The following is an 18,597-nucleotide window of genomic DNA, read 5'->3' as shown; positions in this document are numbered from 1 at the left end:
TCCCTTTCACACTGATTCGCGATTAAGGTGTAACGGAATTCTTTTTTTACTGGAGTGATCATGCTGGAACTGAACGCAAAAACAACCGCTCTTGTTGTTATTGATCTACAGGAAGGTATCCTGCCTTTCGCTGGCGGCCCATACTCGGCAAACGACGTGGTTGCCCGCGCAGCGCAGTTGGCGGAAAAATTCCGTGCCCACGGTTCCCCGGTGGTAATGGTGCGCGTCGGCTGGTCTGACGATTATGCCGAAGCGCTGAAACAGCCAGTTGATGCTCACGCTCCGGCCAAAGCGTTACCCGAAAACTGGTGGAATTACCCGAGCGCTCTGGGTAAATGCGCCAGCGACCTCGAAGTGACCAAACGCCAGTGGGGAGCTTTCTACGGCACCGATCTGGAATTACAACTGCGTCGTCGGGGCATCGAGACCATCGTCCTGTGCGGCATCTCCACAAATATTGGCGTGGAGTCAACGGCGCGAAATGCGTGGGAGCTGGGTTTTAATCTGATCGTTGCAGAAAACGCCTGTAGTGCCGCCAGCGCTGAGCAACATCAGGGCAGCATGACGCATATTTTCCCGCGTATCGCACGCGTACGCAGCGTGGACGAGATCCTGCAAGCGCTATGATTTATATCGGTTTACCCCAGTGGGCGCATCCCAAATGGGTGCGTCTGGGGATCACCAGCCTTGAAGAGTATGCCCGCCACTTTAACTGTGTGGAGGGCAATACCACGCTGTACGCGCTGCCAAAAGCCGACATTGTGGCCCGCTGGCATGCGCAGACTACCGATGCGTTTCGATTTTGTTTTAAGTTTCCGGCCACCATTTCGCATCAGGCCGCGCTGCGTAATTGCGATGACCTGGTACACGAGTTTTTCACGCGCATGTCGCCACTTGAATCACGCATTGGGCAATACTGGCTGCAATTACCCGCAACTTTTGGCCCGCACGACCTGCCAGCCTTGTGGCAGTTTCTCGATGCGCTCCCCAAATCCTTTACCTACGGTGTGGAAGTTCGCCATCCGGACTTCTTTGCCAAAGGCGAAACAGAGCAACGATTCAATCGAGGCCTACATGAGCGCAGGGTAAATCGGGTGATTCTGGACAGTCGACCGGTACATGCCGCAATACCACATACTGAAGCGATACGTGACGCCCAGCGCAAGAAGCCAAAGGTTCCGGTGCATGCAGTGGTGACGGCAAACCATCCGATGGTACGCTTTATCGGCAGCGATAATATGGCACAAAACAGCGCGTTTTTTGCCGTCTGGCTGACCAAGCTGTCGCAATGGCAACAAACCACAACGCCGTATCTGTTTTTACATACCCCGGATATCGCGCAGGCCCCGGAGCTTGTCGATACGCTATGGGCAAATTTACGCAGCGCCCTGCCAGAGATCGGATCAGCGCCGTCTATTCCACAGCAATCTTCTCTTTTCTGAAAATGCCACCTATCATAGTCAATGCCATCAGCCATTTTAAAAGGGAGTTTGTATGGTAAGCGCGCTTTATGCCGTATTGGGTGCGTTATTGTTAATTAAGTTCTCCTTTGACGTCGTTCGCCTGCGCATGCAATACCGCGTTGCATATGGTGACGGAGGTTTTAGCGAACTACAAAGCGCTATCCGCATTCACGGTAATGCGGTGGAATATATTCCCGTCGCATTGGTGCTGCTGTTATTTATGGAAATGAACGGCGCAGAAACGTGGATGGTGCATATTTGCGGGCTGATTTTGATTGCCGGACGATTGATGCATTATTACGGATTCCATCACCGGCTTTTCCGCTGGCGCCGTTCAGGCATGAGCGCGACCTGGTGTTCGCTGTTGCTAATGGTGCTGGCGAATCTTTGGTATATGCCCTGGGAGTTGGTTTTCTCCCTGCATTAGCGCACAATACGCCACTTTATTTTTCCCGGATTTTTAAGTTATGTCTCACCGCGACACGCTTTTTTCTGCGCCTATCGCCAGTCTGGGTGACTGGACCTTTGATGAACGGGTAGCTGAAGTCTTCCCGGATATGATCCAACGATCCGTTCCTGGCTATTCCAATATCATTTCTATGATTGGGATGTTGGCCGAACGTTTCGTACAGCCCAACACACAGGTCTACGATCTGGGCTGTTCTCTGGGCGCGGCGACGCTCTCGGTGCGTCGCAATATTCATCACGAGAATTGCAAAATTATTGCCGTTGATAACTCCCCGGCCATGGTTGAGCGCTGCCGCCGTCATATTGACGCCTATAAAGCGCCGACACCGGTTGACGTTGTCGAAGGCGATATTCGCAACATTACTATCGAAAACGCCTCGATGGTGGTGCTGAATTTTACCCTGCAATTCCTTGAGCCACCTGAGCGCCAGGCATTGTTGGATAAGATTTATCAGGGGCTGAACCCCGGCGGCGCGCTGGTACTGTCTGAAAAATTCAGTTTCGAAGACGCTAACGTTGGCGAGCTGCTGTTCAACATGCACCACGATTTCAAACGGGCAAATGGCTATAGCGAGCTGGAAATCAGCCAAAAGCGCAGCATGCTGGAGAACGTGATGCTGACCGACTCGGTCGAAACACACAAAGCGAGACTGCATCAGGCGGGCTTTGAACACAGCGAATTGTGGTTCCAGTGCTTCAACTTCGGTTCTCTGGTGGCACTGAAAGCTGAGGTTAGCGCATGATCGACTTTGGTAACTTTTATCAACTGATTGCCAAAAATCACCTTTCCCATTGGCTGGAAACGCTCCCGGCGCAAATCGCGACGTGGCAGCGCGATCAGCACGGCTTGTTTAAGCAGTGGTCAAATGCGGTCGAGTTTCTGCCCGAGCTGACGCCGCATCGCCTGGACTTACTGCATAGCGTTACCGCCGAAAGCGATGAGCCGCTCAGCGACGGTCAGCTCAAACGTATCGACACCCTGATGCGTAACCTGATGCCATGGCGTAAAGGGCCGTACTCGTTGTACGGCGTCAATATAGATACCGAGTGGCGCTCGGACTGGAAATGGGATCGCGTTCTGCCGCACTTGTCTGACCTCACCGGGCGCACCATTCTTGATGTCGGCTGCGGGAGTGGATATCACATGTGGCGCATGATTGGCGCGGGGGCGCATCTGGCGGTTGGCATCGATCCTACCCAGCTGTTTCTGTGCCAGTTCGAGGCAGTGCGTAAACTGCTGGGCAATGACCAGCGCGCTCACCTGCTGCCGCTGGGTATTGAGCAGCTTCCGGCGCTCAACGCCTTTGATACCGTATTCTCCATGGGAGTGCTTTATCACCGCCGTTCACCGCTGGAACACCTGTGGCAGTTGAAGGATCAGTTGGTGAAAGATGGCGAACTGGTACTGGAAACGCTGGTCGTCGAAGGTGATGAAAATACCGTACTGGTGCCGGGCGATCGCTACGCGCAGATGCGTAACGTTTACTTTATTCCTTCTGCGCTGGCGTTAAAAAACTGGCTGGAAAAATGTGGGTTTGTTGATGTGCGCATTGCTGATGTCTGCGTCACCACCACCGAAGAGCAGCGCCGCACCGAGTGGATGATAACCGAATCACTGGCCGACTTCCTCGACCCGAACGATCACAGCAAAACGGTGGAAGGCTACCCGGCCCCATTACGCGCGGTATTGATTGCACGTAAGCCGTAGTTATTTTTGCCTGATAGCACACTTTCTGCAAAATAGTTCAAGTTGCAGCAAGGCAGACAACTACGCTGCGGCTTGAAATATGCAGGATAAAAAAAGGCCCCTGTTGAAATTGCAGGGGCCTGGTACGAGCAAGCATCATATTGGGCGACATGATGCAACGGTAAAAATCAGCTGGCCTGGTGGTGTGCAATGATTGCTTTCATTTCCGCAACCGCCGCCCCGTCTACCGCATAGCGTGAATACTCATCCGCCTGTGGATCCGAAGACATCGACAACCCCGAATTGCGATAACGCATGGGGGAAGCCAGCCATACTCCGGCAGAACTGTGGACTTCCTGCACTCCAGCATCAAGGAACAGGGACAAATTCGAGGCGCGAACCCCCGCTCCGGCCATAATGATTGGAGCATCCCCCCGCGCAATAAGTTCCATAATTTTTGTTAAACCTTGCGCCGCATCTGATTTTTGCCCGGAAGTCAGCACTCTGGCGATGCCCAAATAAGCTAATTTTTTTAGCGCATTGAGTGGGTTAGCGCACATGTCAAAGGCCCGATGAAAAGTGACGTGCAGCGGTCCCGCCGCGATCATTATTTTCTCCATGCGCGGCATATCGACATCACCCTCTGCATCTAAAATGCCGGTTACCAACCCTGAGAACCCCAGATCTCTTACCATCGCAATATCATCCAGCATTGCAGCGAATTCACCGTCGGTGTAACAAAAGTCGCCCCCGCGCGGGCGAATAATGGGATTGACCGGAATCGAGATATGCTGGCGAACCGAACTCAAGACGCCCAGGGACGGCGTTAAGCCCCCCTCTTTGGGCGCCGAGCAAAGCTCAATGCGCTCCGCGCCGTTTTGCTGCGCCGTGCGCGCGCACTCCATGCTGTAACAGCAGATTTCCAGTAATGCCATACTCACTCCTGACGTTCGCTTGCCACAATGGCTTCAATCGACCACGGATGGAATTTTATCGTCACGCTGCCATCGCTGACCGCCAGCGTTGGATTCGGTAAACGTTCGCGCTCGCCTTTTGGCGAACTGGTTTTTACAAATATACCCGGCTGGCTCAGCCCGTGATCTGAAAGCAGCGCCAGCGCTCGTGCATTCAGCGTCTCCACCTCACCCGGCAGAACAATTTCAACATGCTCCCAGCCTTCATGCGGATAACGCTTTTCGCCCGGCCACGGCAGTTCTACGATAGTAAATTGCCAGTGTTGCACACAAACTGGCTCATCGAGTTTGAACAAGCAAATCGGTCGGCCATTGATGATATTTTCTGACAACAATTCGCCGCACTGTTCAAACCCACGACGCCAGCGCTCTGCGGTGGTATTTTGATGACAACGCAGAGAAATGTGATCGGCTTCAAGCGATGAGATATCCAGCCCAAGGCGAGTGGAAAGATCCGTTAACGCCTGAATGAAATGCGGTAAATCTGCGGAAATATCATGCAGTTCTGCAACTGTTTGCCAGTTCGCCATAATGAAAGCTCATATCCATATTCAAAGCCGCTAATTTACCCTGTTGCGCAGCCCCAACCAACTGCTGATTTTCTTAAGCGCAATATGAATAATTATACGTAATGACAATGTTTATATTTCAGGCTGCTGGCGATACTCGCAATGCTGACGGCAACGGGCATTTGCAGTATACTCCCGCCCTTAATTCTTAAACTGGTGCGGTGCATTTTAAGCCGCTTCATAAATGTAAGGTATTCCGGTGAATATTCAGGCTCTTCTCTCAGAAAAAGTCAGTCAGGCCATGATTGCTGCAGGCGCGCCTGCAGATTGCGAACCGCAGGTTCGTCAGTCAGCAAAAGTACAGTTCGGCGACTATCAGGCTAACGGCATGATGGCTGTCGCTAAAAAACTGGGTATGGCGCCGCGACAACTGGCTGAGCAGGTGCTGACTCATTTGGATCTCAACGGGATCGCCAGCAAAGTTGAAATTGCAGGCCCGGGCTTTATCAATATTTTTCTCGATCCGGCATTTCTGGCGCAGCACGTTCAGCAGGCGCTGGCTTCCGATCGTCTGGGCGTCACCCAACCGGCTAAACAAACCGTTGTGGTTGATTACTCCGCACCTAACGTAGCGAAAGAGATGCACGTTGGTCACCTGCGTTCCACCATCATCGGTGACGCTGCGGTGCGTACGCTGGAGTTCCTCGGTCACAATGTTATCCGCGCCAACCACGTCGGCGACTGGGGTACTCAGTTCGGTATGCTCATCGCATGGCTGGAAAAACAGCAGCAGGAAAATGCTGGCGAGATGGCGCTGGCTGACCTTGAAGGTTTCTACCGTGATGCGAAAAAACATTACGACGAAGATGAATCCTTCGCGGAACGTGCCCGGAGTTATGTCGTGAAGCTGCAAGGCGGCGACGAGTACTTCCGTGAGATGTGGCGCAAACTGGTCGACATCACCATGTCGCAAAACCAGTTAACCTACGATCGCCTGAACGTCACCCTGACCCGTGACGACGTCATGGGTGAAAGCCTGTACAACCCGATGCTGCCTGGCATCGTGGCCGATCTCAAAGCTAAAGGCCTGGCTGTTGAAAGCGAAGGCGCTACCGTCGTATTCCTTGATGAGTATAAGAACAAGGAAGGTGAACCGATGGGCGTAATCATTCAGAAGAAAGATGGCGGCTATCTCTACACCACGACCGATATCGCCTGCGCCAAGTACCGTTATGAAACGCTGCATGCCGACCGCGTACTTTATTACATCGACTCCCGTCAGCATCAGCACTTAATGCAGGCCTGGACCATCGTGCGTAAAGCCGGTTATGTGCCGGACTCTGTGCCACTGGAACACCACATGTTCGGTATGATGCTGGGTAAAGACGGCAAGCCGTTCAAAACCCGTGCGGGTGGCACGGTTAAACTGGCCGATCTGCTGGATGAAGCGCTGGAACGCGCACGCCGTCTGGTAGCGGAGAAGAACCCGGACATGCCTGCCGACGAGCTGGAAAAACTGGCGAATGCGGTCGGTATCGGCGCGGTGAAATATGCCGATCTGTCCAAAAACCGTACCACCGACTACATCTTCGACTGGGACAATATGCTGGCGTTCGAAGGGAACACTGCGCCGTATATGCAGTACGCCTACACCCGCGTACTGTCCGTGTTCCGTAAAGCCGATATCGACGAAAGCGCGCTGGCAAATGCGCAGGTGATTATCAGTGAAGATCGCGAGGCTCAGCTGGCTGCGCGTCTGCTGCAGTTTGAAGAAACGTTGACCGTTGTTGCACGTGAAGGTACGCCGCACGTGATGTGTGCTTACCTGTACGACGTTGCCGGTCTGTTCTCCGGCTTCTACGAGCACTGCCCAATCCTTAGCGCTGAAAACGAAGAGATTCGTAACAGCCGCCTGAAACTGGCACAGTTGACGGCGAAAACCCTGAAGCTGGGTCTGGATACGCTGGGTATCGAAACCGTAGAACGTATGTAAATCAGCTCACCTATCAGGCCTGACTCCGAAATTCGGACTCAGGCCTTTTTTATTTCTGTAACAGGCCATCTGTAACAACTCACAAGGAATGACACATTTCCGTAGAGATATGGAACATTTTTTGCCTGTCATCCCGTTTAAGCCTCCGTATCATGAGGCGGCGAATTAATCGGGTACGGGTCAATGACATTCAGAGATTTTGAGGCGGAGGAAAAACTCTTCCAGCGGCGTGTATTGGTGGCCTTTGGCCTGGTGGTCATCTGCTTTGGCATCCTGATTTACAATCTCTACAACTTACAAATCTGTCAGCACCAGTATTACACCACCCGCTCAAATGCAAACGACATCAAAATGCTGCCCGTGGCCCCGACGCGCGGCATGATTTACGATCGCAACGGCATCCCGCTGGTGCGCAACGTAACCTGGTACGACATTTCCGTTACGCCTTATAAAATCAGTGATATGAATGCCCTGATCAGGCAGCTCACGCCTATCATTGACCTCACTCCTGATGACATTGACCAGTTTCGCCATGCGCTGAAAGCCAGCAGCCGCTATCGCCCGGTCGTGCTAAAAAATGCGCTGACCGATGTGGAAATCGCCCGCTTCTCGGTTAACCAGTTTCATTTCAGCGGCGTCAATATCAATAGCTATGAAGACCGCCAGTACCCTTATGGCGCAGCGCTGGCGCATGTCCTTGGCTATGTGTCAAAAATCAATGACAACGACCTGAAAGCGCTGGATCAAAAAGGCCTGACAGAGAACTACGCCGCCGATCACAACATCGGTAAGCAGGGTATTGAGCACTACTATGAAAATGAACTGCATGGGAAAACCGGTTATCAGGAGGTCGAAGTTGATAACCACGGACGCATCGTACGCCTGATCAAAGATGTGCCGCCCGTTGCCGGAAAAGATATCCACCTGACGCTGGACCTCCATTTACAGCAATATATTGAGAGTCTGTTGGTGGGCCAGCGGGCCGCCGTTTTGGTTGAGGATCCGCATGACGGTTCCGTGCTGGCAATGGTTTCGAACCCCAGCTATGACCCCAACCCGTTTGTCAAAGGTATCAGCTATCAGGACTATAACAAGCTACTTCAGGATAAGGACCTGCCGTTAATCAACCGCGTCACGCAAGGGTTGTATCCTCCCGCCTCCACGGTCAAACCGTATATGGCGATGTCAGCATTACTGGACGGCGTGATCACGCCGCAGACCCGTTTCTTCGGCGCCCCCACCTGGACGCTCCCCGGCACGGAGCGACATTACCGTGACTGGAAAAAAACGGGCCACGGTATGCTGGATGTCACCAAAGCAATTGAAGAATCTGCCGACACGTTCTTTTATCAGGTGGCATATATGATGGGGATTGACCGTATTAACAGCATGCTCAGCCAGTTTGGCTATGGCAAGCCGACCGGCATCGATCTTGGTGAGGAGTATAACGGCCTGCTCCCGAGCCGCGAATGGAAGCAGAAAGTACATAAAAAAGCCTGGTATCAGGGAGATACCATTTCGGTTGGCATCGGCCAGGGATACTGGATTGCCACGCCGATCCAGATGGTAAAAGCTATGGTCGCGCTGATTAACAACGGCAAGGTTATCGCCCCTCACCTGTTACGTGATGAAGAGAGCGGAAAAGTCATCACGCCGTACCAGGCTCCCGAAGCACCGTCACAAATTGCCTCTGCTTCGTCCCCCTACTGGGGACTGGTGCGTCAAGCGATGTTCGGCATGGCGAATGAGCCAAACGGTACCGGTTATAAGTTCTTTCACACCGCGCCTTACGGAATTGCAGCGAAAAGTGGCACATCACAGGTCTTTAGCCTGAAAGAAAATCAGACCTACGATGCGAAAATGATCCCCGTGCGTCTGCGCGACCACGTGTTCTATACCGCATTTGCGCCATATAAGAACCCAAAAGTCGCCATAGCGTTAATTCTGGAAAACGGCGGCAGCGATGGCGTCACCGCCGCACCAGTCATGCGTCAAATCATGGATCATCTGTTTGCTGCGCAGGACGACGACGCACAAGCGGGTCCGATAGCCGCAACGCCATCGGACACCGATATCAAAAATACTTACGCAAGTATTCGGTAAGGCACAGCATCGCCATCGCCTGACCGTAAGGCATGGAGGTCCGTGGGATGTTGCGGTAGAAATCGAGATTGTGGCCCATCCCGGTACCAAACGAGGTATGCAGCAATTCACCTTCCGGCGAAATATGTTGCACAATGCCTCTGATGGCTTTTTCGGCTACAGCCGCATAGTCTTGTCCGACATAGCGTTTACGTACCGCTTTGAGGATCCCATAGGCAAATCCGGCGGTTGCCGAGGCTTCCAGATACGACTGCGGGTCGTCCAGCAAGGTGTGCCACAGTCCGCTTTCATCCTGGCACTTCGCCAGCGCCGCGATTTGCGCGTTCAAAACCTGCACCAGATAGCGGTGCACTGCATTGTTTTCCGGCAAATCAAGTAATTCGAGGAAATCCGGGATGACTATAGTTAACCAGCTGTTGCCACGCGCCCAGCGAGCGTTGGCGAAGTTATGCTGTCCTTCATAGCTCCAGCCGTGGAACCACAGCCCCGTTTCTTTATCCATCAGGTTTTGCACGTGCAGCAGGAACTGATAGGTTGCCTCTTCAATATACTCGGGGCGGTTGAGCAACTTGCCAATCTTCGCCAGCGGTAAGACCGTCATCATCAACGTGTCATCCCACATCTGCTGGTGATTTTCTTCCGCCAGCGTAATGTGCTGCATACCGCCAAATTGGGTACGCGGCATATCATGCATTGCCCACTCAGCCCAGCTGTCGAGCCACGGCAGATACGCGGGATTACGCGTCTCTTCATAGCGATATGCCAGCGTTAAAAACGGCGCCATGGTGTTGACGTTTTTGGTCGTTGCACCTTCCGCAAAGCGATCGGCAAACCAGTTGTCGATAATATCGCGCATCGTGGCATCGCCGGTTTGCTGATAATACTGATACATCCCGTACAAGCCGATGCCGTGCGTCCACTCCCATCCCGCCCAGCCTTTGGTATCAATAACGCGTCCGTCATCCAGACGTAGCAAGAACTCGCCGGTCTCATCATGAATATTGACCAGGTTATGCGTCACCTTTTTGATCAACGCTTTTAATTCATCCCTGGCAATAAAATGTTCTGGCTGGCGCAACAATGGACTGTGTTTAACCGGATAAACAATCATTTACTTAACCTCTGTCAATGTCGAATTCAATACAGCACCCTTTTCCAGTTTTGGTGCCGCTGGTTTATTACGATTCAGGTAACCAATATTGTTGTTACCCCAAAGTGATTCATAAGGCATGCCCGATAGCATCTCTACGGTCGCGCGTCCTTTAGCGGAAAGTCCTTCCAGCACGGGTTGCCCGGACTCACGCATTTTTGCTGTCTCTTCACGCAGGGTGCTGTGCGTTTGCAGGTTCAGTTTGAAGCGCAAGGAAACCAGGAAACCCAGCGCCAGAACAATCAGCGTTCCGCAGCTCAGAATTAACAGGATGGTATGACTGACCGCCGCGGGTTGTGCGCTCTGACCGGAGACAAAACCAGACAACTGCATCACAATCCCCACCAGCATCACCGCTCCCGCCTGCGACGCTTTACGCGTTAACGTCATAATGCCGGCGAAGATCCCTTCCCGACGCTGACCGGTGATCACTTCATCAACGTCGGCAATATAGGTGTAGATATTCCAGGGAACGTAGTTGATACCACCGCGTCCCAAGCCCGCAACGGCGGAAACCAATAGCAACAGAGAATAAACATCGCTTAATCCGGCGTAATACAGCCCCGCATAGGAGAGTGAACTGAGGCCAAACAGGACGACCACCATGCGATAAGACGGCGCAGGTCCGAAACGGATGCACAATGGGATCATGGCGATAACAGCAATAAACTGGAAGATAGCCATCGTACCCAGCAGGTTTGACGCCATCGATGCTTCCTGCATCAGCACAAACACCACATAGTAAGTAAAGACGGCGTTAAAGACGTCCTGGGCAATATAGCCGCCAAGATACATTCCTAAATGCTGGCGAAAGATACGGATGCGCAGTGTTGAACTCAGTTCCACAAACAAACGGTTCATACTCTGACTCAAGGTCAGGCTTTTCTTCTCTTCTTCGGCTCGCAGCGCCGCCTCAGTCCACTCTTCCCGTGGGCGTTCCCAGGTAAAGAACCAGACGAAGGTCAGCATCATTGCGCACAGCACAGAAAACACCAGGCTGGCGTAGAAAAAAGAGACGGGGTTGTCCTTGCCAAACAGCGTCAGCAGAACGCCGGGTAAGAATGAGGCCAGAATGGCAGACATTTGCGCCATCGAAATGCGCGCGCCGGAGAATTTGGTTTTCTGTTTAAAGTCATCGGTCATTTCGGGTACCAGCGTTTCGTAAGGCACCAGAATCATGGTGTAGACCACGTCAAAAATCAGATAGGTGAGCAGGTAGTACCAGAACCCCATATCACCCACCCACATTAGTGAGTAGCTAAAGACACAGGGTATCCCCAACAGAATAAAAAACTTGCGTCGCCCAAAGCGTTTGCCGAGCCAGGTGGAGCCAAAGTTATCGGTTAAAAAACCCATTAATGGGCTAACAACGGCATCCAACACCCTGGCGGTAGCGAAGATAAAGGTTGCTTCGATTGGCGTCAGGCCACAGAACGTCGTGTAAAAATAGAGTAGCCAGGCCGCGGTTAACGCCGTGGTGCCTGCGCCTAAAAAATCCCCCGAACCGTAGGCAAAATAGTTAACCAACCCAATTTTACGTGTATTCATTGCCGTTACCCCTGCACATTATTGGGAGGCCCCGCAATCCTCGCTTTGACATTGGGCCTCCTTACAGGGCCACAGTAAAAGCTAACAGCAAGTGAAACCTTTCTATTTTTGCCAGGGGTATTCGTGAAATGGCAACAGCACAAAGAGTCCGGCAACGTATGTCACCTATTTTATAAAACAGTGTTTCTATTTAATCAAAGAGGCGGACTAGAATTGCGAAGCAGCCAGCAGTTTCTGCTGCTGGCCGGAATGAAGGGAGGCGTTAACGATAGTTCACAATCACCTGATTGCTCTGAACCTGTAAGGCGGGGATCAGGCGACCGCCACCGGGTACTTCCCAGACAAAATGCATCGGTTCGATGGCGGGAACATTATTGAATCCGTTGGTGGTCCCGCTTTGCCCGTCCAGCTCAACACAGCGGGACTGGGAACATAAACGTACCCGTAAACCCGCAGGCGTTGGGCCATTGAGCTCATAGCGCCAGGCCACCAGCGTCATCAACCCCGAGACCGGCTGGCTGGGCGTCAGAGGTGAAGACGAGGCTGACTGGCCGCGGTGATTTAAAGTAATCCCCATACCGCTGGCCTGCCAGGCGCCTTCTCCGGCAGCCTGCGCTACCAGAGGAAAAAACAACAACCACAGTAATTTACGCATTACTTACCTCCAATAGTCGCCGTCATACGGATATGGCGGTTGTCAGACAGCTCCATGTTCGATAACACCACCAGTTGCGGAATGCTGCGACGTAAAAAGCGTGCCAGTAATGGACGCAACGCGTGGTTAACCAACAAGACCGGCGGCGCACCCAACATTTCCTGACGGGACAGCGCTTCCTGAGTCTGGGCCAGCAGTCGGTCTGCAAGACCCGGCTCCAGACCGCCGCCGCCCTGCAGCGCCTGCAGAAGCAAACGTTCGAGCGGGGTATCAAGGCCGATAACCTGAACCTCTTCATTACCCGGGAACCACTGCTGAGTGATGGCGCGTCCCAACGCAACACGTACCACCGCGGTAAGCTCATGCGGATCGTTTTGCAGCGGTGCATGTTCAGCCAGCGTTTCGAGAATGGTGCGCATATCGCGAATCGGTACTTTCTCATCCAGTAAGTTCTGCAGCACTTTATGCAGCGTAGTGAGCGTCACGACGCCCGGAACCAGGTCTTCTGTCAGTTTTGGCATCTCCTGCGAAACGCGGTCCAGTAGCTGTTGCGCCTCCTGACGGCCAAACAGCTCAGCAGCGAACTGCCCAATCAGGTGATTAAGGTGCGTGGCGACAACGGTACTGGCTTCAACAACCGTAAAGCCCTGAATCTGCGCCTGTTCCTTCAATGCGCTTTCAATCCAGATAGCGTCCAGACCGAAAGCCGGATCGACCGTTTTCTCGCCCGGCAGTGACCCGGCGGCAGTACCAGGGTTAATGGCCAGCCAGCGTCCCGGATAGGCGTCACCGCTGCCAATTTCCACCCCTTTCATCAAAATACGATAGCGGGCCGGCTGCAGATCCATATTGTCGCGGATATGTACCACCGGCGGCAGAAAACCCATATCCTGGGCAAATTTCTTACGAATACTGCGAATTCGCCCCAGCAACTCGCCATCTTGCTGAAAGTCCACCATTGGGATCAGGCGGTAGCCTACCTCCATCCCCAGGGAATCCTCCAGCTGTACGTCATTCCATGTTGCTTCCACCACGGAGTTGTTTTCCGGCATTTTCACCGGCTGCGGCTCATCGGGAGCTTTTTGCTCACGACCACGCATCCACCAGGCCAGACCCAGTAACGCGGCGGTAAACATCAAAAACACCAGGTTCGGCATCCCCGGAACCAGACCCAAAAGACCAAGCACCGCCGCACTAAGCAGCATGACACTAGGATTACTGAACAGTTGGGTCACCATCTGTTCGCCTACATCCTGGTCGGTACTCACGCGGGTCACGATAACCCCCGCCGCGGTGGAGATTACCAGCGCAGGAATTTGCGCCACCAGCCCGTCACCGATGGTCAGCAGGGTATAACTTTCCGCTGCGCTACCCATGCTCATACCATGCTGCAACACCCCGACTAACAGACCGCCGACCACGTTGATCACCATGATCAAAATACCGGCGATGGCATCTCCACGTACGAATTTACTCGCACCGTCCATAGAGCCGTAGAAATCCGCTTCCTGCGTCACCTCCGAGCGCCGTTTTTTGGCTTCATCTTCGCCAATCAGACCCGCATTCAAATCCGCATCAATCGCCATTTGCTTGCCGGGCATACCATCCAGCACGAAGCGCGCGCCAACCTCGGCGATACGTCCGGCACCTTTGGTGATAACCATAAAGTTGATAATGACGAGAATAACGAAGACCACGATACCGATCGCAAAGTTACCGCCCACCAGGAAGTGACCAAAAGCTTCAACCACCTTTCCCGCCGCCGCCGCGCCGGTATGTCCTTCCATTAAAATGATACGCGTCGACGCAACGTTCAGGGCGAGGCGTAATAATGTGGTAAACAGCAAAATCGTCGGGAATGCGGCAAACTCCAGCGTACGCTGGGTGAACATCGCCACCAGCAGCACCATGATCGACAGCGCAATGTTAAACGTGAACAGCAAATCGAGGACGAAAGCCGGCAACGGCAACACCATCATCGACAGGATCAGCAGGATAAGGATCGGTCCGGCAAGGATTTGCAGTTGCGTGGATTTCAGGTTGCTGGGCAAACGCAACATCGCGACCAGATTAGCCATCAGTATTCTTCTCGTTCATGAAATCCAGTGCTTCAGGCACCGGAAGGTTTTCAGGTTGTGGTGGACGCTTGCCGCCGGCGAGACGCCAGCGTTTTAGCTGCCATACCCATGCCAGCACTTCGGCAACGGCGGCATATAATTGACCCGGTATTTGTTGACCAATCTCAGCATGACGGTATAGCGCACGCGCCAGCGGCGGCGCTTCTAACGTAGGGACTCGATGTTCAGCGCCAATCTCACGAATGCGCAGCGCCACCAGCCCCGCGCCTTTGGCAACAACTTTCGGCGCGCTCATTTTGTTCTCGTCATACTTCAACGCCACCGAATAGTGCGTGGGGTTGGTAACAATCACGTCCGCTTTCGGCACATCCGCCATCATGCGACGCTGCGCGGCCGCGCGCTGCATTTGGCGTATTTTGCCCTTAACGTGCGGGTCGCCTTCGCTTTGCTTAAATTCGTCACGAATATCCTGACGCGACATGCGCAGCTTTTTCAGATGGCTGTAAATCTGGAAAAAAACGTCGAACCCCACCATCGGAATAACGCCAAGCACCACCAACAGCGCGCACATGCCAACTAAATCCAGAGCGTTGCCCATCGCCGTAATCGGCGACTCCGCCATCAAACGCATCATCGCCGGCCAGTTATGCCAGAGATAAAATCCGGCCACGCTCCCCACCAGCGTGGATTTCAGTATCGCTTTGAGCAGTTCCGCTCCGGTTTGCGCTGAAAACATGCGTTTAATGCCCGGCAACGGATTCAGCTTAGAAAACTTGGGCTGCAGAGATTTACCGCTGAAAATCAAGCCGCCAAGCATCACCGGGGAGATTAATGCCACCAGAACGACGCCGGTAATCAACGGTAACAGCGCAATCATCGCGTCTTTAATCAGCAGGATGATTTGGCTGAGGATCAGGTTAGGGTCATTGACCATACTGTGGTCAAAACGTAATCCGGCCGACAGCATACCGGCCAGTCTGCGGGCAAGCGACTCCCCGCCAATCCAGATAATGCACACGCCCACCAGCAAAATAAGCAGTGAGGTCAGCTCTTTGGATCGGGGGACTTGCCCTTCTTCCCGTGCTTTTTCAAGTCGGTGGGGTGTGGGGGCTTCTGTTTTGTCGTCGTCGCTTTCTTCTGCCACGGCATTACTCTCGTCGTCACGGTCACGAGTATTATCGCGACCGCAACCATTGCCAATGCGTCGAATAGCGAAACGAAAACAGAGGAATTCGAGCGTTCGTTTGTCACGACAGCGCGAACGCTGCCGTGACAACCACGCGGTTAGCGCTGCCAGATAACGCGATAATGGCCCGATCCCACCTGCGCGCTATAACCGCCGTCTACTGGCGCGAAGTCGAGGCCATCGGTATCGAGCAGCGTTTGTGCGCCATCAAGGATCACCATTGAGTGAGTATTCGGCGGAATATCTACCTCAAGGGTGATGGACTGTAAGCCATCGCGCGCCGGTTCCTGCATCCAGTGGACGGCAATATCACCATATACCGAGCCGTATCGCGCTTTCAGCCATGTCAGGCCACCGCCCGGAATAGGCCGCAGTACCGAAGATTTAAATCCCGGCGCGTGTTCTTCGGTATTTATTCCCGCCGCCACGCGATACAGCCATTCACCGATCGCCCCGTAGGCATAATGGTTGAAAGAGTTCATGTCCGGGCTCCACATTGTGCCATCCGGTTTCACGCCATCCCAGTGTTCCCAAATCGTCGTCGCCCCAGCTTTTACCTGATACAACCAGCTTGGGAAGTCCTCTTTCATCAGTAATTGCCACGCCGCGTCGGCCTGCCCGTTTTCGCTCAATGCGTGACAGAAATAGGGGGTGCCGACAAACCCCGTCACCAGATGACCGTCATTTTCCGCCAGCAGTTCCAGCAGCGTTTGCACGGTGCGCTCGCGGTGCGCGTCCGGCACTAACTGGAAGTAAAGCGCCAGAATATGCGCCGTTTGCGTGCGCGCCGCCAGCCGCCCGGTGGCGGTAAAAAACTCATTGCGGAAGCTTTCGACAATCGCGGTATGCAGCGCCTGATAATGAGTGTGGTCAACGTCATTTCCCAGTGCTTTGGCTGATTTCGCCAGCAACAGCGTGGACAACGCATAGTAGGCCATGCAGGTCAGTTCATTCGGCGTTGCGCCAAAATAGCTACCCTCTTTGGCATCCAGCGCAACCCAATCGCCAAACTGCAGTTTCCACGACCACTGGTTCTCAACAGCGTTGTCATGCATAAACTCCACCCAGGCTTTCATACTGCCGTACTGGCGGGCCAGCGTCTGTTTATCGCCATACATCAGGTACAGCGTCCACGGGTTAATCACCGCCGCATCGGCCCAGGCGGCGGCGGAATGGGTGCGCCCGTGGGATAAAAAGCGGTCGTTGTCGCATTTGCCGGTGAGGATATCGGGGATGACGTGCGGCACACCGCCCTCCGGCGTTTGGTCATGCTGAAGATCGGTCAGCCATTTGGCAAAAAAAGTGCGCGTCTGCATCAGATAACTGGCGGTGCGGCAGAAAATTTGCGCATCGCCCGTCCATCCCAGACGTTCATCGCGCTGCGGGCAGTCGGTTGGGATATCGACGAAATTGCCCTTAAGCCCCCACATGATGTTGTGATGCAGTTGGTTGAGATCCGCGTTTGAGGTTTCAATGTGACCCGTCGGCGTCATCGCGGAATGCAGCACGACCGCGACAAAATCATCCCGCGTCGGCGTGCCAGGCCAACGTTCAATCAGCACATAACGGAAACCCTGAAAGGTAAAATGCGGGTGAAAACATTCTTCGCCCTCGCCGCGTAAGGTGTAATCAATGCACTGTTTGGCGGTGCGCAGGTTCGCCAGATAAACATTGCCTTCGGCATCCAGCACTTCAAAATGGCGCAGCACCACGCGCTCACCTGCCGCACCGCGCACCCGAAACTCCACCCAGCCGCTGAGGTTCTGGCCAAAATCAAGCACCGTCTCGCCTTTTGGCGTCGTGATGATTGAGCACGGCGCAAGCCGTTCTATTTCTTGTACCGGGCAGGCCGTTTGCGGTTGCAGCACCGACGTCTCTGCCGCAAGCGTCGTCACCGCACGCCAATGCCCGGCGCTAAACGCAGGCTCGCTCCAGCCGCGCTGCTCCCGACGTGCGTCATACACTTCGCCATCATAAATTTCAGCAAACAAAATCGCGTCATCGCAGCCCTGCCACTGTGCATCCGTGGCGATTACCCGCTGGCTACCATCGCGGTGCGTCACCACCATATGGCAAATAAACCCCGTCTGCTGGCCGTAATAGTTGCGATAGCGGTTGAAGCTCATATCCCCTTTATACCAACCCGCCCCCACCATCGCGCCAATCACGTTTTCGCCTTCTCGCAGGTGCTCGGTCACATCCCAGGTTTGATACAACAGATGGTGGTGGTAACTCGTCCATCCGGGCGATAACTCATCACGCCCGACTTTTTCGCCGTTGATCCACAGTTGGTACAACCCCAGCGCGCTGGCATGTACCACCGCCGAAACAATGTCATCACCGTCGGACAAACTGAACGCATGGCGCAACAACGTGCCTTTCGAGTTGTCTTTATCCTGCGGCGTTTCAGCCGAGATAAACACCCCTTGCCACGCTTGCGCTGGCAGGCCGGTAATAAACGTTGCCGCCGGGCTCCAGCCGCTCTCTTCACCGTGGTTGTCGGTAATATGCACCCGCACAAAATAGCGCGTCGAGTGCTGGCAGGCGACGTCGGGCAATTCTATATTACTGGAGCGGTCATCGTGCATTTCGCCGCTGTCAAACACGCATTGGGCAAAATCTTCTTGCGCCGACAGCTGCAAACGCCAGCTACGCTGCTGTACATTGCGCAAGGTGCTGGTGATTATCCAGCCGAAAACCGGCAACGTTTCGCAGCCCGTCAGCGTGGTTTCATAGTTGAGCGTAATCTTTTCTACTGCCAACATAATTTTTCCCTCAGTGGC

15 protein-coding genes are annotated in these 18,597 nt (G+C 53.7%); 7 read left to right on the top strand and 8 right to left on the bottom strand.

Annotated features, from left to right (window positions below):
* The first annotated feature begins 60 nt into the window (after window positions 1–60).
* Genes HV314_RS11210 through cmoB form a run of 5 tightly spaced genes read left to right on the top strand, consistent with a single transcriptional unit; the run spans window position 61 to window position 3,639 of the window.
* A complete protein-coding gene (locus HV314_RS11210; RefSeq protein WP_016156803.1) occupies window positions 61–627 on the top strand; it encodes a hydrolase in 567 nt (188 codons plus the stop codon).
* A complete protein-coding gene (locus tag HV314_RS11205; RefSeq protein WP_181548013.1) occupies window positions 624–1,442 on the top strand; it encodes a DUF72 domain-containing protein in 819 nt (272 codons plus the stop codon). Before HV314_RS11210 ends, HV314_RS11205 begins: the two co-directional genes overlap by 4 nt.
* Before the next feature lie 52 nt (window positions 1,443–1,494).
* The gene (locus HV314_RS11200; RefSeq protein ID WP_016153418.1) at window positions 1,495–1,890 is read left to right on the top strand and encodes an MAPEG family protein; all 396 of its coding nucleotides are present in this window, start codon (window positions 1,495–1,497) and stop codon (window positions 1,888–1,890) included.
* A 40-nt stretch (window positions 1,891–1,930) separates the two neighbouring features.
* On the top strand, window positions 1,931–2,674 hold the full coding sequence (cmoA, locus tag HV314_RS11195; protein WP_016153419.1) for a carboxy-S-adenosyl-L-methionine synthase CmoA: 744 nt from the start codon (window positions 1,931–1,933) through the stop codon (window positions 2,672–2,674).
* The gene (gene cmoB, locus HV314_RS11190) at window positions 2,671–3,639 is read left to right on the top strand and encodes a tRNA 5-methoxyuridine(34)/uridine 5-oxyacetic acid(34) synthase CmoB (RefSeq protein WP_016153420.1); all 969 of its coding nucleotides are present in this window, start codon (window positions 2,671–2,673) and stop codon (window positions 3,637–3,639) included. The genes cmoA and cmoB overlap by 4 nt, the downstream gene beginning before the upstream one ends.
* Window positions 3,640–3,806: 167 nt before the next feature.
* Here the strand turns inward: cmoB and cutC are convergent, their stop codons facing one another.
* Together cutC and HV314_RS11180 are read right to left on the bottom strand one after the other, a co-directional pair.
* Complete coding sequence (cutC, locus tag HV314_RS11185; protein ID WP_181548012.1) at window positions 3,807–4,553, bottom strand: copper homeostasis protein CutC; 747 nt, start codon at window positions 4,551–4,553, stop codon at window positions 3,807–3,809.
* 2 nt (window positions 4,554–4,555) lie between these two features.
* Window positions 4,556–5,122: a VOC family protein gene (locus HV314_RS11180; RefSeq protein ID WP_016153422.1), complete on the bottom strand. Its 567-nt coding sequence runs from the start codon at window positions 5,120–5,122 to the stop codon at window positions 4,556–4,558.
* Window positions 5,123–5,360: 238 nt separating this feature from the next.
* Between HV314_RS11180 and argS the strand changes: the two genes are divergently transcribed.
* Both argS and mrdA read left to right on the top strand, forming a co-directional pair.
* Window positions 5,361–7,094, top strand: coding sequence for an arginine--tRNA ligase (gene argS, locus HV314_RS11175; RefSeq protein ID WP_181548011.1), 1,734 nt, complete (start codon window positions 5,361–5,363; stop codon window positions 7,092–7,094).
* Between the two features lie 183 nt (window positions 7,095–7,277).
* Window positions 7,278–9,197, top strand: a complete 1,920-nt coding sequence (gene mrdA / locus HV314_RS11170; RefSeq protein WP_016156805.1) for a penicillin-binding protein 2 — start codon at window positions 7,278–7,280, stop codon at window positions 9,195–9,197.
* Here mrdA and bglB read toward each other — a convergent pair.
* From bglB to HV314_RS11140, 6 genes are all read right to left on the bottom strand, one after another.
* Window positions 9,169–10,308 (bottom strand): beta-galactosidase BglB, encoded by a 1,140-nt coding sequence (gene bglB / locus HV314_RS11165; RefSeq protein ID WP_049283059.1) that lies wholly within the window; start codon window positions 10,306–10,308, stop codon window positions 9,169–9,171. The genes mrdA and bglB overlap by 29 nt on opposite strands.
* Entirely contained in the window at window positions 10,309–11,895 is a 1,587-nt protein-coding gene (locus tag HV314_RS11160) for an MFS transporter (RefSeq protein WP_049269087.1), read from the bottom strand. It lies immediately after the preceding gene.
* Window positions 11,896–12,157: 262 nt separating this feature from the next.
* Entirely contained in the window at window positions 12,158–12,550 is a 393-nt protein-coding gene (gene flhE, locus HV314_RS11155) for a flagellar protein FlhE (RefSeq protein ID WP_016153427.1), read from the bottom strand.
* Complete coding sequence (gene flhA / locus HV314_RS11150) at window positions 12,550–14,628, bottom strand: flagellar biosynthesis protein FlhA (RefSeq protein WP_016153428.1); 2,079 nt, start codon at window positions 14,626–14,628, stop codon at window positions 12,550–12,552. Before flhA ends, flhE begins: the two co-directional genes overlap by 1 nt.
* Entirely contained in the window at window positions 14,621–15,772 is a 1,152-nt protein-coding gene (flhB, locus tag HV314_RS11145; RefSeq protein WP_016153429.1) for a flagellar biosynthesis protein FlhB, read from the bottom strand. Before flhB ends, flhA begins: the two co-directional genes overlap by 8 nt.
* A gap of 140 nt (window positions 15,773–15,912) precedes the next feature.
* Entirely contained in the window at window positions 15,913–18,579 is a 2,667-nt protein-coding gene (locus HV314_RS11140) for an alpha-L-rhamnosidase (RefSeq protein ID WP_181548010.1), read from the bottom strand.
* Between the last annotated feature and the right edge of the window lie 18 nt (window positions 18,580–18,597).

Origin of the sequence: Citrobacter sp. RHBSTW-00887, from assembly GCF_013728095.1 — a bacterium.
Lineage (GTDB): Bacteria > Pseudomonadota > Gammaproteobacteria > Enterobacterales > Enterobacteriaceae > Citrobacter > Citrobacter braakii.
This window is presented reverse-complemented; position numbering and strand designations above follow the sequence as displayed.